The organism is Nostoc sp., assembly GCF_036917465.1.
GTDB lineage: Bacteria > Cyanobacteriota > Cyanobacteriia > Cyanobacteriales > Nostocaceae > Nostoc.
On the sequence record NZ_JBALDL010000086.1, the window covers coordinates 25746 to 49710 of the forward strand.

Annotated in this window: 21 protein-coding genes and 1 pseudogene; 12 read left to right on the forward strand and 10 right to left on the reverse strand. The window is 43.4% G+C overall.

All coding sequences use genetic code 11. The features are described from left to right. Positions 1-31 precede the first annotated feature (31 nt). Both V7K38_RS21245 and V7K38_RS21250 read right to left on the reverse strand, forming a co-directional pair. On the reverse strand, positions 32-505 hold the full coding sequence (locus V7K38_RS21245) for a hypothetical protein (protein WP_334860407.1): 474 nt from the start codon (positions 503-505) through the stop codon (positions 32-34). Positions 506-748: 243 nt separating this feature from the next. After that, positions 749-1399, reverse strand: a complete 651-nt coding sequence (locus V7K38_RS21250) for an NAD(P)H-dependent oxidoreductase (protein ID WP_334860408.1) — start codon at positions 1397-1399, stop codon at positions 749-751. A gap of 438 nt (positions 1400-1837) precedes the next feature. Here V7K38_RS21250 and V7K38_RS21255 point away from each other — a divergent pair, with 438 nt between their 5' ends. After that, positions 1838-2494: a gamma-glutamylcyclotransferase gene (locus V7K38_RS21255; protein ID WP_334860409.1), complete on the forward strand. Its 657-nt coding sequence runs from the start codon at positions 1838-1840 to the stop codon at positions 2492-2494. A 302-nt stretch (positions 2495-2796) separates the two neighbouring features. Here the strand turns inward: V7K38_RS21255 and V7K38_RS21260 are convergent, their stop codons facing one another. Then, on the reverse strand, positions 2797-3165 hold the full coding sequence (locus V7K38_RS21260) for a nuclear transport factor 2 family protein (RefSeq protein WP_334860410.1): 369 nt from the start codon (positions 3163-3165) through the stop codon (positions 2797-2799). A 69-nt stretch (positions 3166-3234) separates the two neighbouring features. Between V7K38_RS21260 and V7K38_RS21265 the strand changes: the two genes are divergently transcribed. Further along, entirely contained in the window at positions 3235-3459 is a 225-nt protein-coding gene (locus tag V7K38_RS21265; RefSeq protein ID WP_334860411.1) for a hypothetical protein, read from the forward strand. Between the two features lie 428 nt (positions 3460-3887). After that, positions 3888-4616 (forward strand): hypothetical protein, encoded by a 729-nt coding sequence (locus tag V7K38_RS21270; RefSeq protein WP_334860412.1) that lies wholly within the window; start codon positions 3888-3890, stop codon positions 4614-4616. Positions 4617-5358: 742 nt separating this feature from the next. On the opposite strand, the gene V7K38_RS21275 is transcribed toward V7K38_RS21270, so the two are convergent. From V7K38_RS21275 to V7K38_RS21290, 4 genes are all read right to left on the reverse strand, one after another. Further along, entirely contained in the window at positions 5359-5514 is a 156-nt protein-coding gene (locus tag V7K38_RS21275) for a hypothetical protein (protein WP_334860413.1), read from the reverse strand. Between the two features lie 19 nt (positions 5515-5533). Beyond that, entirely contained in the window at positions 5534-7636 is a 2103-nt protein-coding gene (locus tag V7K38_RS21280; protein ID WP_334860414.1) for an NAD(P)H-quinone oxidoreductase subunit 5, read from the reverse strand. A 245-nt stretch (positions 7637-7881) separates the two neighbouring features. Then, entirely contained in the window at positions 7882-8268 is a 387-nt protein-coding gene (locus V7K38_RS21285) for a thioredoxin family protein (RefSeq protein WP_334860415.1), read from the reverse strand. Positions 8269-8682: 414 nt separating this feature from the next. Then, the gene (locus V7K38_RS21290) at positions 8683-9405 is read right to left on the reverse strand and encodes an NnrU family protein (protein ID WP_334860416.1); all 723 of its coding nucleotides are present in this window, start codon (positions 9403-9405) and stop codon (positions 8683-8685) included. Between the two features lie 212 nt (positions 9406-9617). Between V7K38_RS21290 and V7K38_RS21295 the strand changes: the two genes are divergently transcribed. From V7K38_RS21295 to V7K38_RS21320, 6 genes and pseudogenes are all read left to right on the forward strand, one after another. Further along, positions 9618-10631 (forward strand): LysR family transcriptional regulator, encoded by a 1014-nt coding sequence (locus V7K38_RS21295; protein WP_334860417.1) that lies wholly within the window; start codon positions 9618-9620, stop codon positions 10629-10631. 502 nt (positions 10632-11133) lie between these two features. Beyond that, entirely contained in the window at positions 11134-12531 is a 1398-nt protein-coding gene (locus V7K38_RS21300) for a serine/threonine-protein kinase (protein ID WP_334860418.1), read from the forward strand. Between the two features lie 27 nt (positions 12532-12558). Beyond that, positions 12559-13602: a PstS family phosphate ABC transporter substrate-binding protein gene (locus tag V7K38_RS21305; RefSeq protein WP_334860419.1), complete on the forward strand. Its 1044-nt coding sequence runs from the start codon at positions 12559-12561 to the stop codon at positions 13600-13602. Positions 13603-13887: 285 nt separating this feature from the next. Next, positions 13888-15287 (forward strand): annotated as a pseudogene (locus tag V7K38_RS21310) (ABC transporter substrate-binding protein). Positions 15288-15571: 284 nt separating this feature from the next. Further along, positions 15572-16192 (forward strand): PEP-CTERM sorting domain-containing protein, encoded by a 621-nt coding sequence (locus tag V7K38_RS21315; protein WP_334860420.1) that lies wholly within the window; start codon positions 15572-15574, stop codon positions 16190-16192. 181 nt (positions 16193-16373) lie between these two features. Then, positions 16374-18446: a phospholipase C gene (locus V7K38_RS21320; protein WP_334860421.1), complete on the forward strand. Its 2073-nt coding sequence runs from the start codon at positions 16374-16376 to the stop codon at positions 18444-18446. A gap of 78 nt (positions 18447-18524) precedes the next feature. Here the strand turns inward: V7K38_RS21320 and V7K38_RS21325 are convergent, their stop codons facing one another. Further along, positions 18525-18818, reverse strand: coding sequence for a hypothetical protein (locus V7K38_RS21325; RefSeq protein WP_334860422.1), 294 nt, complete (start codon positions 18816-18818; stop codon positions 18525-18527). A gap of 154 nt (positions 18819-18972) precedes the next feature. Between V7K38_RS21325 and V7K38_RS21330 the strand changes: the two genes are divergently transcribed. Together V7K38_RS21330 and V7K38_RS21335 are read left to right on the forward strand one after the other, a co-directional pair. Further along, positions 18973-19569, forward strand: a complete 597-nt coding sequence (locus V7K38_RS21330) for a hypothetical protein (protein WP_334860423.1) — start codon at positions 18973-18975, stop codon at positions 19567-19569. Positions 19570-19760: 191 nt separating this feature from the next. After that, the gene (locus tag V7K38_RS21335) at positions 19761-20807 is read left to right on the forward strand and encodes a PstS family phosphate ABC transporter substrate-binding protein (protein ID WP_334860424.1); all 1047 of its coding nucleotides are present in this window, start codon (positions 19761-19763) and stop codon (positions 20805-20807) included. Positions 20808-20872: 65 nt separating this feature from the next. Here the strand turns inward: V7K38_RS21335 and V7K38_RS21340 are convergent, their stop codons facing one another. Next, positions 20873-21592 (reverse strand): Crp/Fnr family transcriptional regulator, encoded by a 720-nt coding sequence (locus tag V7K38_RS21340; RefSeq protein ID WP_100901811.1) that lies wholly within the window; start codon positions 21590-21592, stop codon positions 20873-20875. 520 nt (positions 21593-22112) lie between these two features. Here V7K38_RS21340 and V7K38_RS21345 point away from each other — a divergent pair. Next, on the forward strand, positions 22113-22802 hold the full coding sequence (locus V7K38_RS21345; protein ID WP_334860425.1) for a DALR anticodon-binding domain-containing protein: 690 nt from the start codon (positions 22113-22115) through the stop codon (positions 22800-22802). A 180-nt stretch (positions 22803-22982) separates the two neighbouring features. Here the strand turns inward: V7K38_RS21345 and V7K38_RS21350 are convergent, their stop codons facing one another. Continuing rightward, positions 22983-23846, reverse strand: coding sequence for a Cof-type HAD-IIB family hydrolase (locus tag V7K38_RS21350; protein WP_334860426.1), 864 nt, complete (start codon positions 23844-23846; stop codon positions 22983-22985). Positions 23847-23965 lie beyond the last annotated feature (119 nt).

Genomic DNA, 23965 nt, shown 5'->3' on the forward strand with positions numbered 1-23965 from the left:
TAGGGTATATCACAATAGCGGGGGAACTGTACTACTTAATTAGCTGTTGTAAATAATCTTCCACAACCCGGAATGCTTCAGGACTTTTACCAGAACTAGGATTACTTCTTAAAAATACTTTTTTCTCTTGATTGTCTAAACATACTGAAATAGAATAAGGATAATACCTTTTGTCAGTGGCTGCCCCATACTCTGCTGCTAAATTCATAAAACCACTTGATTGAATCAAGTTTTTAAGTTTATCCAACTGATAGTTAGTAAGTTTTTTGTTTTTTATCTGAGTTGTGACTTGACTGGGTGTTGCGGATATTGGATTTTTATATGATTCAATTCTTTGGTTCCAAATTAGTGACAAATTCTGAACTGTAATCGAAACAGTAGGTGCAGAATATTTAACTACAAAATTTTTTACAAGCTTTTCACACTCAGTATGAGGCAAACTTTTCGCCATCATTAAATCAGTAGTAGTAGGCTCAAAACCTTTCACAACTAATGCCTGTGCCATATTTGAGAAATGAAAAGTAATTGCTAGGGAAAATAAGAAGAATTTCATATCAATATGTAATTAACCAGAAAGTCTAGTATAGCTTTCTGAATGTCGTCACTAGCTGCGGTAGAGACTTTGCCCATAACAACTTCCTTTGCCACTTCTCTGCCCAGCAAGGTCACAATTTGCCCACGTAATTCATTTCTGTTTTGTCAGACTTATCCTCCAAAGATTAGCTACTTCATAGATCCCAAATAGGTTCTACAAGGTTTCTAAGACTTCCTCCTTGAGGAACCTTATTTTTACCAGTGAAGCATACTTGTCTTGTTCAGAGCGATAGCCAGCCGCACAAGCTACAACTGTCGTAAAGCCTTTGGCAGTCAGCCCCAACAAATTATCGTATTTTACAGGTTCAATTCCTTCCATTGGGCAGGTATCAACACCCAGTAACGCGGCACTGGTCATAAAGTTACCCAGTGCAATGTAAACTTGGCGCGTTGACCACTCATTGACATTAAAACTGCGTGCGCCATCAACTACGTCACTGACCATCAGGTTCCGATAGTTTGCCATTGCATCTACAGTACCTCCACGAAGCTCGGCAGTGCGGGCGATGAAATGATCCACATGCTCCGCAGTGAGATTCTTTTTGATCGTAAACACAACATAGTGAGAACAATCAGTAACTTGTGATTGATTCCAAGAGAAGGGCTTGAGCTGTTCTTTGAGTTCCGGGCTAATGACAACCAGAAATTTCCAAGGTTGAAGCCCATAGGAAGAGGGTGACAATACCAAGGCATCTTCTAAAGCTGTCCAGATTTCTGGAGAAATTGTTTTAGATGGATCAAATTGCTTGGTGGCATAGCGCCATTTGAGGTGTTCCAGTAGGTCTGTCGTGCTGATGTGATTCATAGATAAATAAATTCCTTCTGGTTAATAATTTCGCTCTTACCCCTCTTCTGTCACTCTCCGGCAGGGCGATTGCTAGAAGCCTTATGAGGAAATCAATACAAGCTATACTATTAGAAAAAAATTGGTCTTGTATTTGTTATTAGAAAAGAATCGCGCGTAGGCGTAGCCCGTCGTAGACATCGCTTGTTATACAAAAGCTCTAGAATTCAGAAATGGCAAATGTTTTCGGAAAGTGACAGAAGAGGGTTAAAATTTTTATTTCGATTCAGTTCTCTATTCTCAAAATAGACAGTACAAAGAATATCAACAAAAGTTTACTGAGACCCAAGAGTAAAGGTTCCTGCATACTGGGCTGAATTTTATCTATAAGAAGCTAACTAGAAGTCCAATTCCAGTATGATGATTGAGGTTTGAGTACGGTAAAGAGACTATATAATATTGCCACTAACACGTTCTGATCTCGAATCTAGACGCTTGCAGCAGACTATCCTACAGTCTGGCACTGGTGTAATCTTAACTGAAGCCCAATTACAAGAATCGCTTAACCAAACACTTGGTCAACAAAAGCCAAATTCTGATGTTTGGTTGTTTGCCTATGGCTCACTCATTTGGAACCCGATCTTTAAATTTGCGGAACAGCGTATTGGTAGAATTTACGGCTGGCATCGTAGTTTTTGCCTGTGGGTTCCTCAAGGTCGTGGGACACCATCCAATCGAGGATTAGTATTAGGTTTAGATAGTGGTGGTAGCTGTCGAGGTATTGCCTACCGAATAGCTGCTGCGGATATATCTTCGGAACTACCACTGCTTTGGCGACGAGAAATGGTAGTCGGTTGTTATATCCCTCATTGGGTGAAAGTTTTTGATGGTGTTCAACAATTACCAGCGATTGCTTTTGTCATCAACCGCCAGCATCGTGCTTATACTGGCAAGATTTCAAAAGAAACAATGATTAACAGTATTGCCACAGCATCTGGTGAGCTTGGTTCTTGCGCTGATTACCTGATGCAAACTGTTAACGGATTAATGAAAGTTGGAATTAAAGATCAGCAACTGCTTTGGCTTTCCAAGGAGGTGTCAGCCCGGCTGGATTAGTTTCTTATTTGACCAGTTACTAAGTTTATTTAGACAGTGCGTGCAGCTTGTTTATCTACGTAGCAATTTACCCCTCTTCTGTCACTCTCCGGCAGGGCGATCGCTAGAAGCCTTATGAGGAAATCAATACAAGCTATACTATTAGAAAAAAATTGGTATTGTATTTGTTATTAGAAAATAATCGCGCGATTGCTTGCTATACAAAAGCTCTATAATTCAGAAATGGCAAATGTTTTCGGAAAGTGACAGAAGAGGGGTATTCAGCCAAAAGAGTTCGGATATTTATCCAGTTATATCAGTGTTTATGAATTCTGAATGTCCATTCGTCGGATTAAGCCATTCTCGATAGTGTAAATATGCTGAACCATTTGGTCGTAGATCAAGTTTCCATCTAAACCCTGCACTACTTGATGAACATAGACAACTACTCGCCCACTCTCATCGGGTTGAAAGCTTGTAGGTTCAACATGAGGATCAATCAAGCTCCACTGACGAGTCCAGTAATCACGCACCGCCTGATGACCGAGAACATACCCGCCTTCCATACCATTAGCCCACTCCACATCAGAGTGCATCAGTGCAAGAACGGAATCAATATCACGAGCGTTAAAGGCAGCATACGCTTTTGTGAGTAAATCCTGCTGTATTTGAACTAGGGTTTGTCGATTCACTGCTTTTTCTCCATCGCTTTGACAAATTCATCTTTGCCACTTTTAGCATTACGCTCATGACACCAGCAAATGTCCCAAAATAAAGTAGTTTGGAACATTTACTCAAAAATCAAGTTAACACTATCTGCATTCATGTTGCAGCCAAACAGAGGTCGTTCGATAGGCAATCGATGTTCTTGCAGTAGGTTCAATGGTTTGGGTGATGTCTACAGCCCCGCTTTGAGAGCGATCGCTACTTCCTCCATCTCCAGATTTGCTTTCTCAGCCCCCATCATCAGCAACTATATCTTTTGATCCACCAAGGAAGAAGCTCAAAATCACAATTGCCGTCTATGATACGTTGGCTGATACTGACTTTTAAACTTTGTAATGCCAACTTCAAGATTATTCGTTTTTTGCGTAAGGATCGAAGCTTCTTGAGAAATATTGCGCTATATTCTGTAAAAACGCATATTCCAAGCGTATCTAGTATATACCTCCCTTTCACCAGTCCAGCTATTGTCCCCCAATAGAAAATTTACTCCCAGTTCAAAGCGAGTTTCTTAAGCTAGAAGCTGCTTTTTCTGGATTTCCTGAAAACGGAAAAACTAAGATGCTTTTGATTTTTGGGTTATCGACTAATTCTTTTAGAGAAATCTAAAAGTGACAGTCAAAAGCCTATATAGTAATACTTTGAGACTATCTATCCCCTAGTGTCAGCGACGCTATATTTACCCCAATGTATGAATCTTCAAGAAGTCAAAAATCAATTTCCAGAAGCAGTAGGTGAGATCGAGACACTTGAAAGACTAGGGTTCGCTTCCCGTAGTGGTAATTGGATTGATAGCCTTGACTTTGAAAAAGCACAGACAGCTTGTTGGTTAATCGGAAGAGTCGGTGATGATCGAGACGCTGATGCCCTTATTCGTACTTTGTCTGGTCAACGTCGTGAATTATGGATGCAAGCAGCAACTTCCCTCAGCCTCATCGCTACTGAGAACCACCTAAAATCTTTGTTGTCTATTCTGTCCACTAGTTCTGATACCATACAGCGAAATAGTGTGGTGTATGCAATCTCTTTTCTGTCGAATTACCAAGGAAATCAGGAAGTGATTAGTACGCTGACCGAAGTAGCAGCAAACATTGCTGAGGCTCCTTTTATTAGAGCGCAAGCATTAGAAGGAATTGGCAATAAGCTCTCTCATGAGTTACCAGAAAATTTATATCAGCCAGCAGTGAGTGTAATTATCCAAGGGTTGGATGATACTGAAGCTGAACTTAGGTTTTGGTCATGTTTTGCTGCCGGTGCCTTAGAAATCAAGGAGACTTTGCCCAAGCTGCAACTATTGGCGCAGACTGATAAAACAATCGTAGCCGGGTGGTGGTCTGTAGGTGAGGAAGCTGAAGATTCAGTTACTCTTATGAGTGGAGGAGAACCACCACTGCGTAAACCATACAAACCTACCAATTAACTATATTTTCTTCTCCTCTAGTAGTCTGTCTGTTTTGTATTTGTGGATAAAGACGCTTGAGGCGGATGCGAGTGTGATTTCTATAAATCTTTGATAACTCTGCCTAAAACCGAGCAAGAAAAGAACAAAGTTGTCAAAGTTAATCTTGAATTTCCTGCTGCATAATTTGAAACTATTCTTCCAATGATTGATTGAGATAGCAAAGAGTTTGGTCATTTCATAACCAAGCTCTTTTGTATGCGATGTCTACGACGATCTGTTTGGTGTCGCTTGGGTTTCCTCTCTACGAGACGCTACTCGCGTTCGCTTGATTGGGTGGGGCGATAAGCCTACGGCATAGCTTCTCTACGAGACGCTGCGCGAACGCTTACCGCAGAACGAGTAAAAATTCAAATTTTAGTGACGAAGACGAGCTTGGCGCTCATGCTCACGTAATTCACGAGCCTTTTGTTCACGAACCTGCTGTTCATGCAATTGACGCTCACGAATTAGTTTAGCGTTATTAAAAGCTGGAGTTTAGACTAAGCCATGCAAAACGACTCAGCAGGGCAGAGTTAATCACAGACGTAGTGAAATTATGAATAATCTTGAATATTAAACAGCAATTGATGGTTCTTTAAGTGGTGGTGTTACTGTTTTTTTAACAATGGGGTATCGGTTTTTACGGTGACGCTTTTTTCCTGGTTCCCAACCAGGGGACTTTCCGCGAGGTTTGGGTGCTCTTCTCTTGTTGGAGTGCCAATCATCGCGAAAACTCCACCCATAGATTGAGCAACTCTTCCAGGGGTGAATTTATCAACAGACTTCTGCCAAGGTAGAGGATGGGAGCAATGCGATTTTGTGAGATGACCCCACCTGGAGAGCGATCGATAATAAAAAATAATGTAGGGGTGGACATTTGCCCACCCCTATGAAAATCAGGTAACACCAAAGACAATCACTAAGCCCAAAACCGCCCCAAACACAATCAAGGCATAGAATTGAGCGCGACCGTTTTCTAGGTACTTCAGACTTTCACCGCTAACAAGGGTGAAAAAGCCTGTGAGGTTAACAGCACCATCGACAACGCGGAAGTCAACTTCCATAACTTGTCTAGCTAGGCGACGCAAGCCGAGGACAAAAACCCGATGGTAAATGTCATCAAAGTACCACTTGTTGAGGGATAACTCGTAAAGTGGTTTGATTTGAGCAGCGATCGCAGCCGGGTCAATTTTCCGGCGCAAATACATCAGCGAAGCCAGGGTAATCGCAATTAAAGAAATTCCGACTGAAGCCCCCGCCATGATGTAAAATTCCGTCGGATTGAACTCGGAAGCCTTTTCTATAACTTCGGAAAGGGTTTCGCTAGGAGGAAAGATAAACTCTTCAAAATAATTGGCGTAAGGAGTTCCCACCAAACCAATCAAAATCGAAGGCACTGCTAGCAGTACCAAAGGTAGGGTCATTGTCCACGGCGATTCGTGAGGGGAGTCGCTGTGATGCCCGTGGGAGTCATGGGAATCATGATGCTCACTAGTTGCCGCCAATTCTCCTTTCTTCATCGCCCCAGGCCCAAAATTCGGGGCTGGTTCTCCTGACTCTAATTCCAGGACAATTGTCGCCGCTGCCTTCTTAAGTTTTTGCTTGATTTTCTCGTCATTACCCCGGAATTCGCCTTCAAATGTCGAGAAATACATTCTAAACATATAGAAAGCAGTAATCCCAGCAGTTAGCCAGCCAATCAACCAGAGAAATGGGTTAGCCTCAAAAGCTTTCCCCAGAATTTCATCTTTTGACCAGAAGCCAGCAAAGGGTGGAATACCAGAAATTGCCAAACAACCAATCAAGAAGGTAATTGACGTGACAGGCATATACTTCCGCAGTCCGCCCATCAGCCGCATATCTTGGGCTAAGGCGGGATCGTGACCGACAACACCTTCCATGCCGTGAATTACTGAACCTGAACCCAAAAACAGCATCGCCTTAAAATAGGCGTGGGTCATCAAGTGGAATAGTCCGGCACTGTAGGAACCTATTCCCATTGCCATCACCATGTAACCAAGTTGGGAAATGGTGGAATAAGCCAAGCCCTTTTTGATGTCGTTTTGGGTAATGGCAATGGTTGCCCCCAAAAACGCCGTAAACGCCCCAGTAAAGGCAATGACGTTCATTGCAACTGGAACGTGTTCAAATACAGGGTACATCCGCGCAATGAGGAAAACACCCGCCGCCACCATTGTTGCTGCGTGAATCAAGGCAGAAATGGGGGTAGGGCCTTCCATTGCATCTGGTAGCCAGACATGGAGGGGGAATTGGGCTGATTTCGCTACTGGGCCTAAGAAAACTAAAATCGCCAACAGGACAGCGAGAAAATTGCTGATAGAACCTGATTCTACGAGTTGAGCGAGGCGATCGCCCATGACATTAAAATCAAAGCTTCCTGTTGCCCAGTACAGCCCCAAAATGCCGAGTAACAAACCAAAGTCGCCCACGCGGTTAGTTACAAAAGCTTTTTGAGCGGCATCTGCTGCTGACTTGCGATCGAACCAAAAACCGACCAGCAGGTAGGAACACATTCCCACCAGTTCCCAGAATATATAAACCTGTACTAGGTTGGGGCTGACCACCAGACCTAACATTGAGGAGCCAAACAAACTGAGATAGGCGTAAAACCTCACATAACTGGGATCGTGAGCCATGTAGCCATCGGTGTAAACCATGACTAAGCAGGCTACGGTTGTGACAATCACCAGCATTAGGGCTGTCAGGTGGTCGATAGTGTAGCCCATGCTCAGGTGAAAATTACCTGCTGCTGCCCACTCAAAGGTGCGGATATAAGGCGCGTGTCCTTGAATTTGACTCCAGAGCAAGGCAAACGACAGCACCATAGCTGCTGCCATCATGCAGATAATCACCACAGCGTTAAGCTGCCGGAGGCGGTTTGTCACCTGATTCAACGAGATTAACCCTAGACCGACCAGCATTGCCCCAAAAAGAGGGAACACCGGAATCAGCCAGGCATACTGATAGATTACTTCCATCACTGACGCCTACTTTTAGAATTCTTGATTTAGCGTGTCGAAACTGTTAATAATTGTGACACACACCCTTTAGGATAAAATAACCCACCCAAGACTGATTGGGTGGGGTGTTAAGCATGGTTTTAGATTTGGGCATTGGGAATTGGGCATTGGGCATGGGGCATTGGGCATTGGGAATTGAATATTAGTTATTCTTTGTTCCTAACCTCCCGCATCTTCCTAATCTCCCCCATGCCCCATACCCATCAAGCTGATCGACACTCTAAATCCACTGTTTTTGAACTCTTGTAGATTTTCGGGTAATTGCTGTAGCTGGCTTTAATCTCTTCTAAAGCTAGCCGTAAGTCTTCTCTGCTGCGAAAGCATTCCAAGCGATGACGAACAGTACCATTTTCAATCAATAGTAAAGTTGGTAGTGACTTTAGCCTATAAGTAGTAGACAATTTAAAATTTTGATCGGCGTTAACCCCAACTAATTTAATTTCGTCCCCACATTGGGTTTTAAATTGTAACAACAGTGGGTGGATAATGCGACATAAGCCACACCAAGGTGCTTCAAAGTTAACTAAAACAGGAATAGGAGATTCTAAAACTTCTTGAGTAAATGTCTGCTCACTAACCGACAATACCATGACGCCTCTTGGATTATAAGGTTTTTATATCAAACTACTTATCAGTACTGAAGTGAAGGATTGGTAAGTCAATAACTGCCGCTAGATGCTTTCAGGAACCAAATCTCAGGACACAGAATAATAGGCAGAAATTCAGCGTGTTTATCTGTCTCTGACAAAAAAACCAGCGCAACTCTCACAGTGGGTTTTTTGAAAATTAGACTCCTGATTGCTGTGGCTGCATGGGAATTTGACTGAATCTGTTACTGACTCCCAAGGAAAGGCAACTGACCAACGACTACCAATATAAAATCTCAACTTAACTAAATGCACCTCCACTGAAGTAGATGTTTGAATTTATCCTACATTGATTCGGAGCAATTGATAAGCTGAAATTTCATCTATTTGAGATTTTCTGCTGACACTGGGGATCGCTTAAATTTCCCATTTTATTCTACCAGTTGCTTCCATCAACAGAGGGTGCGACCACCAAAGCAAAGCGATAAAAATGGCAACTCCTAAATAGGAAGGGCGAATAAATTCATACCATAAGATAGATTGACGGCCGTCGATAATTGCTTTAAAGGGAATAATTGAAGTCCGTTGTTTGGCAATTTCAAAGGCTTCTCCATAGCGATCGCTCAAACGGCGATCGCCGTGCCAAACCCCAAACAAGTGATGCAACACCAATCCGATGGAAGTCACAAGGGTAAAGGTAGTTCCCAGCCAGAGAGTATGGGCAATACACCAAATTATTTGTCCCACCATCTGGGGATGACGGGTAATCCGAATAATTCCGGTTTCGTAGAGATGAACTTGGGGCTTTTGAATGGCAGCAATTTCTAGTAGATTGAAGGTAGCAGGATATAAAAACAAAAACGAGATCGCTGACAGCAGCCAAACAAACTCTCGTACTCCTGGCACTCCTTGTACCTGCCAAAGTTGCAAACCATCATAGCGGTGTCCAAAAAAGTAAATAATTAAGATCGCAGCCAACGGGAGGCTGACTAATGCAAAAAAAATGCGATAAAGCCTTGGGCCAATATACTTTTCGGCCCTTGGACGCAAAGCAGCGCCTCCACTGTGAGCGATCGCAAAGACTATTTGTAACCCCAGTATGACAAAATGACTGGGTGTCAACCAAGAAATCAGCAGCATATAAACGGGTGAAGTAATTTAAAGAAAATTGAATTCAGTACAACCAATACCACAAAGTATTCCAAAGGAGACTTTAGTCAAGATGTTGTGCTACTGTCCTTTTCGAGTCAAATGTTCAAGTTTAATAGGCAACAAATCATCCTCGGTTGATTGCTGCCAAACTTTATTTGTTGTGTGCATCCGCTCCTTTCAATGTTTGTGGGTTGAGCCTTATGTCTGACCTTCCTTTCACTTTAGATCAGTTACGGATTTTAAAAGCGATCGCCCAAGAAGGAAGCTTCAAGCGTGCCGCCGATAGTCTTTATGTCTCCCAGCCTGCCGTCAGCTTACAAGTCCAAAATCTCGAACGGCAGCTAGATGTCCCTTTATTCGACCGTGGAGGACGACGCGCCCAATTAACTGAAGCAGGGCATCTACTTCTAAATTACGGTGAAAAAATTCTCAGTCTGTGCCAAGAAACCTGCCGTGCGATCGAGGATTTACAAAATCTCCAAGGCGGTACGTTGATTGTCGGTGCTTCTCAAACTACCGGCACTTATCTTTTGCCTAGAATGATCGGCATGTTCCGACAAAAATACCCAGATGTGGCAGTGCAACTACACGTCCACTCTACCAGGCGGACTGCTTGGAGCGTCGCTAACGGACAAGTCGATCTGGCGATTATCGGCGGTGAAATTCCTGGCGAACTGTCAGAATCATTAGAAGTTATTTCTTACGCCGAAGATGAACTAGCGCTGATTCTACCGGTCTTTCATCCCTTCGCCAAACTTGAAAAAATCCAAAAAGATGACCTATATAAATTACAATTCATTGCCCTAGATTCTCAATCGACTATCCGCAAAGTGATTGACCAAGTGCTAGGACGCTGTGAAATTGATACCAGACGTTTTAAAGTTGAAATGGAACTAAATTCCATTGAAGCAATTAAGAATGCTGTCCAATCTGGTTTAGGGGCTGCTTTTGTTTCAACCAGTGCGATCGCTAAAGAGTTACAAATGGGTGTTCTACACCGTACCCCTATTGAAGGGGTAGTCGTCAAACGGACGCTCTGGTTGATTTTCAATCCCAATCGCTATAGATCCAAGGCGGCTGAAGCCTTCAGTCAAGAAATTTTGCCCCAGTTTGCTAACCCTGGATGGAATCAAAATGTGTTAAAATTAGCACAAAAAAACATCATGTTAACTACAGTGGATATAGCGATGCCCGCTTCCTCCGGCGAAGACTAAAATCTGGTGATTTGTCTTTTGTTTTTGTTAATGACTAATGACTAAATAGTTCGTAATAGCTTACGGCAAAGCTGCGCCTACCTAATTTGTAATTATGACCCAATAGCTGTTCGCGCAGCATACCGTAGGAAACCTAGTACCGCTTTGTGTAATTCGTAATGACGTTTGCTGACTCCCTAACGTAATTCGTAATTATTGTTAAGTAAGGTTTTTAGATGTTTCATTAGTGTGGCTTCTTTACGCCGTGCTGTGTTAAAGATTTCACTCATACCAATTCTGTATGAAGATGCAGATAATAAGTCCCCCTTTCACAAGGGGGGACGGCGTAGCTGGGGGGTAAATATATGCAGCTTCACAAAGAAATGGTATCAGGGAAAAAGTTTGTTGTTATTCATCAATTAATTTATTTCCCCTGTAACCTGAATAAATTAATTACGAATTACGTTAGCGTAGCGGGGCGTAGCCCATTACGAATTACGAATTATTTTGACTAATCACGAAAATGGAAGTTTACTGTACTCGTCCACGTTGTCCACGTCCACAAAACTATTTTGCAGATTTAGATAATATTACAACCCTGAAAACAACCCAGCAAAAGTACTGTACTACCTGTGGTATGCCTCTGTTGTTAGATGGTCGATATGTAACTACGAAGTTGCTGGGAAGGGGCGGGTTTGGAGCCGCGTTTTTAGCGCGCGATCGCCGAATCCCAGGAATGCGTCAATGCGTAGTTAAGCAGTTTCAACCAGTGGGTAATTTAACCCCCACTCAACTGCAACAAGCACAAATAATGTTTGAGAGAGAGGCAGACGCTCTAGCACAACTTGGGAACGATCACGAGCAAATTCCTGATTTATTTGCTTTTTTCCCAGTAATAGTTAATAGTTCGCAATCAGAACAAGAAGAACAATTTTTCTACTTAGTACAAGAATATATTGATGGGCAAAATTTAGAAGAAGAATTAGTTCAACAGGGCAAATTTTCTGAACACCAAGTCTTAGAGGTGCTGCAAGAAATCCTGAAAGTGCTAAAGTTTGTCCACGAGCGAGGGATTATCCATAGAGATATTAAACCTTCTAACATTATGCGCCGTCGTGATGGTAAACTTTTTTTACTAGATTTTGGCGCAGTTAAGCAAGTGACAAACGTTGCACTAGGGGCTGCTTCTTCCACGGGAATTTATTCTATGGGATTTGCACCGCCAGAACAAATGGCAGGGGGACAAGTATTCCCATCTACAGATTTATATGCTTTAGCTGTAACTCTTATTACCTTGCTGGCAAATAAAGAAGCAATTCAACTATTTGATGCCTATAACAACCAGTGGAAATGGCGCGAACAAGTAAATGTCAATCCTCGCCTTGCTGACATTTTAGATAAGATGCTGTTAGCTGCTGCGAATCAGCGTTTTCAGTCGGCGCAGGAAGTTCTAGATGCACTTTACTCACAGCCTCTAGCCGCTACACAACTTAATTCGCCTTCTGTAACACTCCCGCCACAACCGCCTAAAGGTTCTAATCCCGTCGTCTCCCGCCGTGCAGCAACTCAACCAGCGTTTTCGATAGTGGAATTATTGAGTGGGGCAGCATTTAGTGGATTTGAGGGGGCATTAATAGCGATCGCCCTTTTCAGTCTAGTAAAATCACCAATACCTACTTTTATTGTTGGATGTGTGATTTTGGGGATACTGGTATTTGTTCAAACGAGGCGGTGGATTGAAAAGTTCGATTTATTAATTATTCCAACAATTACTTTTGCAATTATTTTTTTTATTCCCTTTTTACAAGGGGGTCTTGGAATTAAGGCAGTAGTAATTTTATCAGTTGCAGCAGCTTTAGTAGCAATTTCACTAACAGCCATATTTCGACTTATTTATAAATTATTATCTATCATCCTTTAAAAAACTTTTGGTGCTAATAGCCACATAATGTCTCAGAAAAACGAAACACTTAGTCTTTTCTTAGCTGCCGTCATCACCATTGGTTTAATCTTTAGTGGCTTATGGTTTCTTATGGAACGGTGGGCGCAACTAAATGGAAGTGTTGCAAAATCTTCGGGGACTAACAACACAGATAATCCACTAAATCAGTTTATTAGTAAATGTAACGTGCCCAACCTCGTAGAAGGAACATTCAACTATGGTGGTAGTACAACTTGGGCACCTATTCGTAAAGATGTAGACTCCGTACTAGAAAGCCAGTGTCCTCGGTTTATTTTACGTTACACTCAACCCCCATCAGGTAAAGCCGGATCTGGAACTGGTATTCGGATGTTGATAGATAATCAACTAGCTTTTTCTCAATCTTCCCGTTCAGTAAAGGCTGAAGAAAATGCCGAAGCTCAACAAAAAGGATTTAGTTTGAAAGAAATTCCAGTGGCGATTGATGGAATTGCGATCGCTGTCAACCACGATCTTAACATTCCTGGTTTAACTGTCGCCCAACTCAAAGACATCTACACGGGCAAAATTACTAATTGGCAACAGCTAGGTGGGCCAAATTTACCAATTAAAGTTTACTCTCGTAGCAAAGAATCTGGGGGTACAGTAGAATTCTTTGTCCAAAATATTCTAAATAAAGAAAATTTTGGTGTCAATGTTAGTTATGTTGACACGACCACTGAAGCAGTGCGAAAAGTAGCTGCAAGTCCTGGGGGAATTTACTATGCTTCTGCCCCAGAGATTGTACCTCAGTGTATTATTAAATCTCTCCCACTAGGGCGCACAAGCAGTCAATTAGTGCCTCCTTACCAAGAACCATTTGTACCTGCATCTCAATGTCCCAATAAACGTAATCAATTGAATAGTCAGGCGTTTAGTAGTGGAGACTATGCAATTACCCGGAATTTATTTGTAATTGTTAAACAGAATGGTCAAACAGACCAGCAAGCTGGCGAAGCTTATGCAAATTGGCTGCTGACACCTCAGAGTCAAGACTTGATTGAAAAGGCTGGATTTGTCAGAATTAAATGATCACAATAGTTACATTTAGCTAAATAATTAAATTAGGGCTTACGCAAAAACTCTTATTTAACCAGAAAGGCAGAGGGCAGAAGGCAGAAGGGAATTCTGATTCTTGCCCTCTGCTCGTGACCGTAACAAACTTGGGTTTAAGTCCCCCACCAAAATCTCTGATTTGGTGGACTGCAATTGGTGTGGGCTTCAGACCGACACCAATTGCTACCTTCTGTCCTCTGCCTTCTGCCTTCTTCACGATACTCAGCACTCTTCATATTTTTACTTTATTCAAACTTGTTCATGTCACAAAAAAATGAAATCAAAATTTTAGCCTTGACCTTGCTGCTGACAGTTGGCATCATTGGCGGTGGTTTTTGGTGGTTTACTAAAAACTCTGGGGTCAAAATTGGTAATACCACCATTCCAAATCAGGAACCAGGCAACAATTCGTACTTACAAGACCGCATTAGTTTTGGCGAAAAATCCTTGACTCTGGGTGAAATTTCTCCAGAGAAAAAAGAAGGAGTACAGGCGATCGCTACTAAAATTTATGATCGTGCGATCGCCAATTTCACAGCCGCCCTAAAACTCAACCGTAACGATCCAGAAACCTTAATTTTTCTTAATAATGCCCGCATCGATTCTTCCAAGAGCTACACCATTGTGGCTTCTGTACCATTAGGCACTGACCCCAATGCTGCTTTAGAAATTTTACGTGGCATCGCCCAAGCCCAAAATCAAGTTAATAACTCTGGGGGAATCAAGGGAGTACCGTTGAGAGTAGGGATAACTAGCGATGACGACAATCCAGAAATAGCCAAGCAAATCGCTTCGGGCTTAGTCAGCAATTCCGAAGTATTAGGTGTAGTTGGGCCAAATACTAGCGATTCCACTTTAGCCGCAGGTACTATCTATACTTCTGGACAACTTGTAGCAATTTCTCCTACCAGCACATCTGTAAAAATTTCTAACTTTAGCCGCTACGTTTTTCGCACGGTTCCTAGTGATTTTATGGCTGCGAGAAGTTTAGGCAACTACATGGTGAAAACCTTGCAGAAAAAAATGCAGTGGTTTTCTTTAATTCTCAGAGTAACTACAGCCAGTCTTTAAAGTCGGAGTTTGTTTCATCTGTTTCCCTAGAGGGTGGACAAGTATCCAGCGAATTTGACTTATCCAAGGCGGATTTTAGTGCGGCTAAAAGTTTAGAACAAGCAACTAAGCAAGGTGCAGAAGTATTGATGTTAGCTGCTAATACTGAAACTCTCGATAAAGCGCTGCAAGTAATTCAGATAAACCAGAAACGGTTAACTCTGCTGGCGGGAGATGATGTTTACACCGCTAAAACTTTACAAATTGGCACAGAGCAAGCTGTGGGCATGGTATTAGCAGTTCCCTGGCATATTGATAGCGATCCTAAGTCAGATTTTCCTCAGAAATCGCGGCAGCTATGGGGTGGTGATGTGAGTTGGCGAAGCGCCCTCAGCTATGATGCTACTGTCGCTTTCATTGCTGCATTAAAACGCGATCCCACACGTTCTGGAGTCCAACAAGCACTCTTATCCTCTGACTTTTCTGCCACCGGAGCGTCTGGTACAATTCGGTTTTTAGCATCAGGCGATCGCAATGCGCCAGTCCAACTTGTGAAAATCGTTCCTGGTTCTCGCTCTGGGACTGGTTATGACTTTGAACCACTGCGTTGAAGAATTGAGCATCAGGAACTAGCCAGCAATCCATCTCTACAAGACTGCATTAGTTTTAAGGAAAAATTCTTTATCCAGATTGTATCAGTGATTTTTTCTTAATTATCAGAAATCTGGGTAATACTGCCATGACTATTTATTTAATAAATTTTGCTTTTTCTTAACTTTTCATTAATTTTTCGGTAACAAAATACAGAAGTGGAAATTTTTAGCATTCGGTGAGGTAGTGCAATTTTGATGGCATTACATTATTTTCGGTGGGCAAAAATATTAAGACCAAACTTATGCTGAGTGCAACACCTTTAAGAAGGTTATCGCAAGCAACTGCAACCGCAGCGCTTAGTTTCGCTATGCTTACAGCTATTGGCACAGATCCTGCCAAGGCTGTCAATCTGAAAACATTTAATATTTTAGGTAATTTTGCTTCCATTGCTCTTGATGGTTCAATAGGACTACCTGTCAATTTAGCAAATGGTTCTTTTAATGGGACTTACACAGTAGATGTGGATCAATTACCAGCTTCTAGTTCTTTTGTAGATTTGACAAGTTGGAATATAAATTTAGTTAATGATAATACTGTTTTGCGAACATTATCGAACAGTTTGGCTGGCAATACAGCTTACATTCAAGAGAACATACTTGCTTTTTCCGATGCAGGTTTATTGACAAATCAAAACCAGAACTTGTACAGTTTGGAACTGGATTTTGACAGCAATTTTACAGGTACGGGCATTACCAATGATGGAAGATTCTTAGACAACAGCGACCTTGGAAGTGTCCAAAGTTCAGGTTTTACTGCCGTGACTTTCGTCAAAACTGAACCTGTTACTGAACCTCAAACTTTAGCTGGAACAGCAGTTATTGCTACTATCGGTTTGTGGCTGAGAAGAAAGCAAAAAGTTTAAATGATGACATAACTTTGCTTTTTATCAAAAGTGTTAATTTCTTCTAAAATTCGTAACCAATAAAGCATAACGTAACCAAAATACCTATTTTAAATCAATGAAAAGCTTGCGGTAGATGAATTAAAGATTTTAATTCAGCGTAGCGATATTAACTGGATAGAAATTACTAAGGAGATGTGCTTTGAGACGATTTACGAAGTTCTATTTTGCTCTAACACTCTTGCTACTTCCGTCCTCGATTATACCGTCCATATTTCTTGGTTCGGCGATCGCAGAGGAGTCTTCTCCACAAAAAGCATTACCAGCACAGTCAAGCATCACAACTCAACCAGATGCAACGCCAGACGTGGCGCAATACTTAAACGATCCAGACAAAGAACCCAAGTTGCCGCCGCAGTTGCTCACAAAGCTGCTTCAGGAGCGGATCAAGTACGTCTTTGTAATTTTTAACGAGAACCACTCCTTCGACAACGAGTATGGCACATTACCCGGTGTTAACGGACTCTACTCAGATGGACAAAAGCCTCGTAGCCCCAAAAAAACGCCTGGTTTCACCCAGACTTACACAGATGCCAACGGTGCAAGCGTCACAGTTCAGCCATTCCTGATTGGATCTGAGCAGAACGCCAGCGCCGTTGATAGCGTTGACCACTCCCACACCGGACTGGCAACCAAGCTCCACGTTGTGGACGGTAAGCCACAAATGGATCAGTTCGCCTCCGACGAGTACACGCGCTTCGCATCGAAGGGTGGAGCAGCCAACATTGCTGAGGGCAAGCAGTTTGCACGCCTGGTAATGTCGCACATCGACTGCAACACCATTCCATTCTTTTGGAAGTGGGCTAGTCGCTTCACCGTCTTTGACAACATCTTTGCAACTGAAGACACCCCTTCAACTCCAAATGCAGTAGCAATGCTCGCAGGACAGTCAGGTGAAACGCAGTGGGTTAAGCACGGTTCGAGCGGTCAATCATACACCGTGGGCAGTCATACTGGGACAACGCAGGGGGTGCCGATAGTCAACGATCCACAGCCATTCTATGGCTCCCAGTTCGATACAACAACGGATAACAAGCAACCTGCTGGCCCGAAAGAGAGCTACGCTGATAGCAATATTTCCTCAAACCTAACCTTCGCCAGTCTAGCGCTCACCTTCCAGGGTCATGATATTCGGTCAGTCTTGGCTGGTAACAAAAATCCTTTATTCGATCTAGCCGACATCCAGCAAGATATCCCCTATATCCAAAAACTCCAAACTGAACCGGTCAATTGGCGTTGGTATCAAGAAGGCTACAATCTCGAACCGACCGATACCAACGGGATTGCTTCACACAATGCCTATGTTACCCATCACAACGGCGCACAGTATTTTGGTTATGTTGCCAACACGCCGCAGGTAAGTAAAAATCTGCGTGGATTGAATGACTTCTTTAGCGACATAGCCAACAATACCTTACCTAAAAGTGGCGTGTTCTACATTCGTGGCGGCTACACTAACCAGCAAGGTTTGAAGCCACCAATTACAAACCCCAACACACCTGCGGATGAGATTGCCGCCATTAATGCAGCAAAATCAGGTGATGATGACCATCCGGGTTACACCGATCGCCAGCTTAGTGAGGGCATGGCAGCCAGAGCGATTAACGCGATCGCCTCAAATCCGAAAATCTGGCAGCAGAGTGCCATTATTATTACCTACGACGAGTCAGATGGCTTCTACGACCATGTACCGCCGAGGATCTTGTCTTATGGCCCCGATGGGTTGCCACTCTCCCGTGGTGTCCGTGTGCCACTGATTCTGATTTCACCCTATGCTCGGACACACGCCGTCTCACACGCCGAAGGGGATCACAACTCGGTAATCGAGACAATCAACACAATCTTTGGTTTGCCTCCGCTTGCTAGTCTGCCCGATGAGGCACAGGCACTCGCTGCTGGCAATTCCCCAGAGTTCAACAAGTTTGGCCCGCCAGGATTCAAGCAGAAGTACCTCGGCCCACGGGACATCAATTCGCCAATCACCGACAGCTTACTGTCAGGCTTTGATCCAAAGCGGCTACTCGGTGTCTCGCCGCCATTACCAGCCTCCTTTGCAAAGATTCCAGACAGTGTTGTGAATACATTACCGCACTACGGTGGTGAAGGCTGCCGCGCGATCGGAATCACGCCGGAGGACAAGCATCAGGGGATAGTCAACAAAATCCCCAAGGGCTTCAATGCACTACCAAGCACCTATCCAGCAGCTAACCCTTAAAAAAATCGGCTATCCCTCCCATACCAATGAGAGGGATAGCACTTCGGCAAGCTCAGTGATCACCGCCCGCCGATTTAGTTATTGATACCAATTCCCAATTCCCAATAACTCGAAATCATCTTTCGACATTCCTTGAGGAGAATTCATGCGTTTTGTGTTAGTCTTCCTGACTCTATTTGGTGTCTGCTGCTCGATTTCCTCAGCCGAAGCAGGTTCCGTCATCAAACGTGTAAAGGAACACAATGTGGTTCGCTGTGGTAGCGTCGAGCGGACTGGTCTGGCAACTGAAGCCGAGTCAGGTGGCTGGAGTGGGCTTAATGTCGATGTCTGTCGTGCGATCGCTGCTGCCGTGCTGGGATCTTCTGACCGCATCGAATATCACAAGTATGAGACAACGAAAGACTTCGATGCCGTGCGTAACCAGCAGGATGATGTATACTTCCTCACAGGATCGGAGATTAACGAGCAAAAACTGGCTGGTAAGCTGGTACCTGGCCCCACTGTCTTTGTAGAATCCAATGCGGTGATGGTAGCGTCAACTTCAGCTGCACAACACGTTAACGACCTGGCAGGAAAAAGCATCTGCTTTATGATTGGTAGTTCGGTCGAGCGGAGCCTCACGGCTTACTTCGGTGCTATCCACAAGAACTGGTTCCGTCGCCCGTTCTCTGAGGATGGGGAGATGATTGATACATACAACGTGCAAAATTGCCACGCGATCGCCAGTGAAATTACGACCCTTGCCCAGATCCGCCTCGACTCTGGGGTGAACCGATTATCAAGCCGCATCCTCCCGGAGCCACTCACAACTTTTCCCGTGATTGCTGCTACTGGAACTGAGGACGCTCAGTGGTCAGCGATCGTCGCCTGGACAGTGGATACATTGATCAACGCAGAAAGACCGGAAACACCCTGGTATGCAGGTGGTGCTGGGGTGATGCCAATCTTTGCATCAGAACTGGGTTTGGACAAGGACTGGCAGCGCCAAGTTCTTGCATCTGTAGGTAACTATGGCAATATCTTTGATCGCCATCTAGGGAAAGGCTCCCGACTCAAGCTCGACCGTGGATTAAATACAAACCATTTCCGTGGAGGACTTCTTCTGAGTCCGTTTCTCGATTAATTTTAACTAAGTATAAAAGTGTCAAATAAGGTTTTTAGCTGTTTTCAACCAATACCTTCGCTTCAAAAGTAGTCAGAAGTTAGGATTTGTCAGAATTTGCTTAGAAAATCCCGTCTTGCCAATACAATCTCAAATAGCAAGTACTTATCAAGTCAAGCACTTGTATTGAATGGACACGCGGGTAATTTACTATGTCTCAAAAAAATGAAACAACTATTCTTGTTTTATCCATCCTAATCACGGCCGGGCTAATTGCTGGCGGTTTTTGGTGGTTTAGTAAAAAGTCTGGTGTTGACCTAAATGCAATTAATTCTGGTAGCAGCAAAACACCCCAGGCTGTATCACAACAACCTAGTGGAAATACTTTCACTTCAATACAGGATGTTCCTACAGGATTATTCAATTACGGAGGCAGTACATCTTGGGCACCGATTCGCCTGGTAGTTGATCCAGCAATTCAAGCTGCGCGATCAGAGTTTCGGTTGCGCTATGTAGAACCCAGTAATGCATCTCCTGGTTCTAGTACAGGCATCCAGTCACTGATAGACGGTCAACTAGCCTTTGCCCAGTCCTCTCGCCCAATTTTAGATCAGGAATTAAGCCGTGCCCAGCAGCGTGGTTTCACTTTGAAACAAATTCCTGTGGCTATTGATGGTTTAGCGATCGCAGTCAACCCTAACCTCAACATCCCAGGAATAACGATAGACCAATTAAAGTCAATTTATACAGGTAAAGTCAATAATTGGAGCCAGGTGGGTGGCCCCAATATTCCGATTAAGCTCTATTCTCGCCGCATTACTGATGGCGGTACTGTGGAACTTTTTGTCCAAGACATTTTGGGTGGTGAAGCTTTTAGCCCCAATGTGGAATTTATCTCCACAACCACCCAAGCTTTGCAAAAATTGGCTGGTAGTTCTGGTGGTATTTACTACGCTTCTGCCCCAGAGGTGGTTCCTCAATGCTCAATCAAACCCTTGGCGTTAGGCCGAACGCAGGGGCAATATATTGCTCCTTACCAAGAAACATTTGTCCTCCCGTCTGAATGTCCTGGTAAACGGAACAAATTGAACATTGAGGCTTTCCAATCAGGAAAATACCCAATTACCCGCAATCTGTTTGTGGTGGTCAAACAAAATAATCAGACTGAGCAGCAAGCTGGTGTCGCTTACGCCAACTTACTGCTGACTGAACAGGGACAGGAACTGATTAGCCAAGCTGGGTTTGTCAAAATTCGCTGAAAGGAGCGATCGCATTTAGATCGCGCTTAGACAGAGTGGCGGAAATCGCCGCTCTGAACTCTGCTTTAACCAGCCCTATTAATCGATTCTGCTGGCAAGCAAATTAGATTATCCCCTTGGGTGAGGATTAAGCCGCGTTGACGCAGCTTACCCATCAAGCGGGTGACGGTGACGCGGGTTGAACCAATCGCGCTACCAATTTGGGCATGGGTGAGGGGAAAGGGCAGACAATAGCCGCGAATCACATCAGGATCGGTGTCGCTCATTGCTGGCTCTCCATATTCCTCAATTAACAATGTAAGAAATCCTAAGAGTCGGTCAATTGTGCGGCGTTGTCCCAAGGCACTCAGCCACAGCAGCTTACGCTGGTGCTGATACCTAAAGGCATCCATAACTTCACGACGGAAGTGAGGCCAGTTGTCTAGGTCATGCCAGTACATCCACAACACCGCAGTTTGGTCAACATGGGCGTAAGACTGGAGTGTAAATGGCGACTGAGCAACAATTTCAAATGGCTGTCCCGCTCCCACAAAACCCAAGAACGCTTCTTCTGGAGTTCTGTTGATTCGTCGAGACGTTAGCTGACTAGCTGTTGCACTGACTTGGGCGGTTCCTACCATGCGGATCGCACCCCTTTGCACCAAATATAGCAATCCAGGCCGGGCTGGAATGCGCTCATCTTTGCTAAAGGTACGGCATCGATAGTGTTCTTGAGCCCAGTCAAGAATTCGTTGCCAAGTTAAGAAAGGCCGTGATGCCTCAGAAAAGGAGGATGGAGATTGCATAGGTAACAAAGAGCGTTCGGCTGAAGACAAAGACGTGATCAAAAGGTGCAAGGAGTGTCTTTGTGTTGGCGAGGCTTAACGCCTAACAGCGCCAGCCAATCCAAAGAATAGAAAGCAAATTACTCTCTACTCTTTTGTTATACTTCCTACTGTACAATGATGGTAGTAAAGTTTACTTACTATTCATCGATTATTCATCAAATTTTATCCTCTTCTCATTTTTCTTCATCTAAATTAAATTTATCTCCTAAGATAGATGACAGAAAATAAACACATATATGTTACATGATTAGTTAAATAAAATTACGTGCATGATAAATTACTAGTTAAGAAATATACGTCAATTAAACAGCTATTACATAGCTGTTTAATTGACGTACTAAGTATTGATACTTACAAAATAGAAAATATAAGCATAAAAGATGAAAAATTTCCTCTATATAAAGATAGAGATAAGAATAAAGTATTATATATCTCAAGTGTGGCCTTGCGACTGTCAAAATCTCAGAATTGGAAAACTATGGAGCTTGCCAGTGCGATCGCATCTGATTTATTAAGGACTTGTGGCGACGTTTTTACCATCCAAATTGTTCCTCCTGGCTGGATACATTTTGAATTGACTCACTCGACCTTAGCGACTTGGTTACAAAGTATTGTAGTGGAGAGTTTGGGGAAAGGTAGGGAGCAAGGAGATGAGAGAGATGAGGGAGGTGAGGGAGAAGAATTAATAACCAATGCCCCATGCCCCATGCCCAATTCATTATTTGCTGTTCAGCACGCCCATGCACGTTGCTGTTCGCTGGTGTTGCTGGCTCACCGAGAGGGATTGATTAAACTTAAACAACCTGTTACAAATACCAGTCCAAGTTTTTGGGATGTTATCTCTCCTAACCCTCTACCTTGGCTCAACTGTGATCAAACATTACGACTAAATCATCCAGATGAACGTCGTCTCATTAGCGAATTGATCCAAGTGGTAGACAGCATAGAGTGCCGTGATATTAGCGGTTCTGTAAAATGGGAAAAAGTCGCGCTGAATTTGAGCCAAGCTTTTGAAAACTTTTGGTGTAATTGCCGGATTTGGGGTAAGGTGAAAATTACATTGCCAGAATTAGCCCAAGCCAGACTCGGATTACTTATGGCTACTCAGTCACTATTAAGATACTTGCTAGAGGGAAAATTGGGTGTTTTTGCGCCCTTGGAGTTATAAATCAGTAATGTCGCTTAGGTAAAAATAAAAACTTTTATAATAACTATTGACTCAATGCATCACCTCGGCTACATTAGCAGGTGTGTGAGGAGCGAACCAGCTAGGACACCGAGACGAAACACGGCCAGTCGTTGGTGTCCTTTCTGATTTATAGGGTTTAGGCTTGAAAGAGCATCCTCATTACAGCAAAAACTTTTCAATTGCTACTGCTGCTCCGTCTTGCTCTACACTAGGAGCTACCCACTGTGCGATCGCTTGTACTCCAGCTGGTGCGTTGCCCATAGCTACACCAAGTCCAACAGACTCCAGCATTTCTACATCATTGAAGTTATCACCAATAGCCATAACGTTGGCTAACTGTAATCCCAGCAATTCTTCGGCTAAGTAACGTACAGCAGTTCCCTTATTCACAGAGGCGTTAGTTGCTTCAAAAAAGGTAGCAACAGATGTTGTGAGATAAAGTTCAGCAGGTGTGTATTGGCGGCGCAAATTCCCCAATAGTTTGTCGATTACATCTATGTCATCAGACAAAGCGAGAATTTTTGTCGGTTTATTTGTTAAGGTTTGGCGTAAATCACCAACGGGAATCGGGATAATACGAGAACGTTCTGCATAAATTTGGGTTTCTTTGGTTAATTCACGGACGTATAGTTGATCGTTGATGTAAAAGTGGACAGATAGGAGCGATCGCAACTCAGGCTGTTCAAAATAGTCTAGTAGTTGTTGGGCGATTTCTCTGGAAACAGCCCAATGGCGATGAATTTTTTGAGTAATTGGATCTTGAATCCAGGCTCCTTGATAGGCCATTAATGGTAAGGTAGAGCCGATATCTTCGTGAAAGCGCAAGGCTGAACGATACATTCTACCTGTAGCGATCGCCACTGGAATGCCTCGTGCTTGCACTGCCACAATAGCTTGCTTTACACCTGCGCTGATGGTGTTTGAATGTCCTGCGATCGTGCCGTCTATATCCAAAACTAGTAGTTTAATGTCTTTTGCAGCAGCCTGATGATCGGTAGATGGTGTGGCAGATGCTTTCTGCATGATTTCCTAGATTTTAAGTTCCAGTAAGAGGTTAACAGGCTCTAGCGACCAGTGGGGAGTATTAGGAAAAAAGTGGGTTCTCTAGTCAATCTAATTTTCCTAATATGAGGATGCTGAAT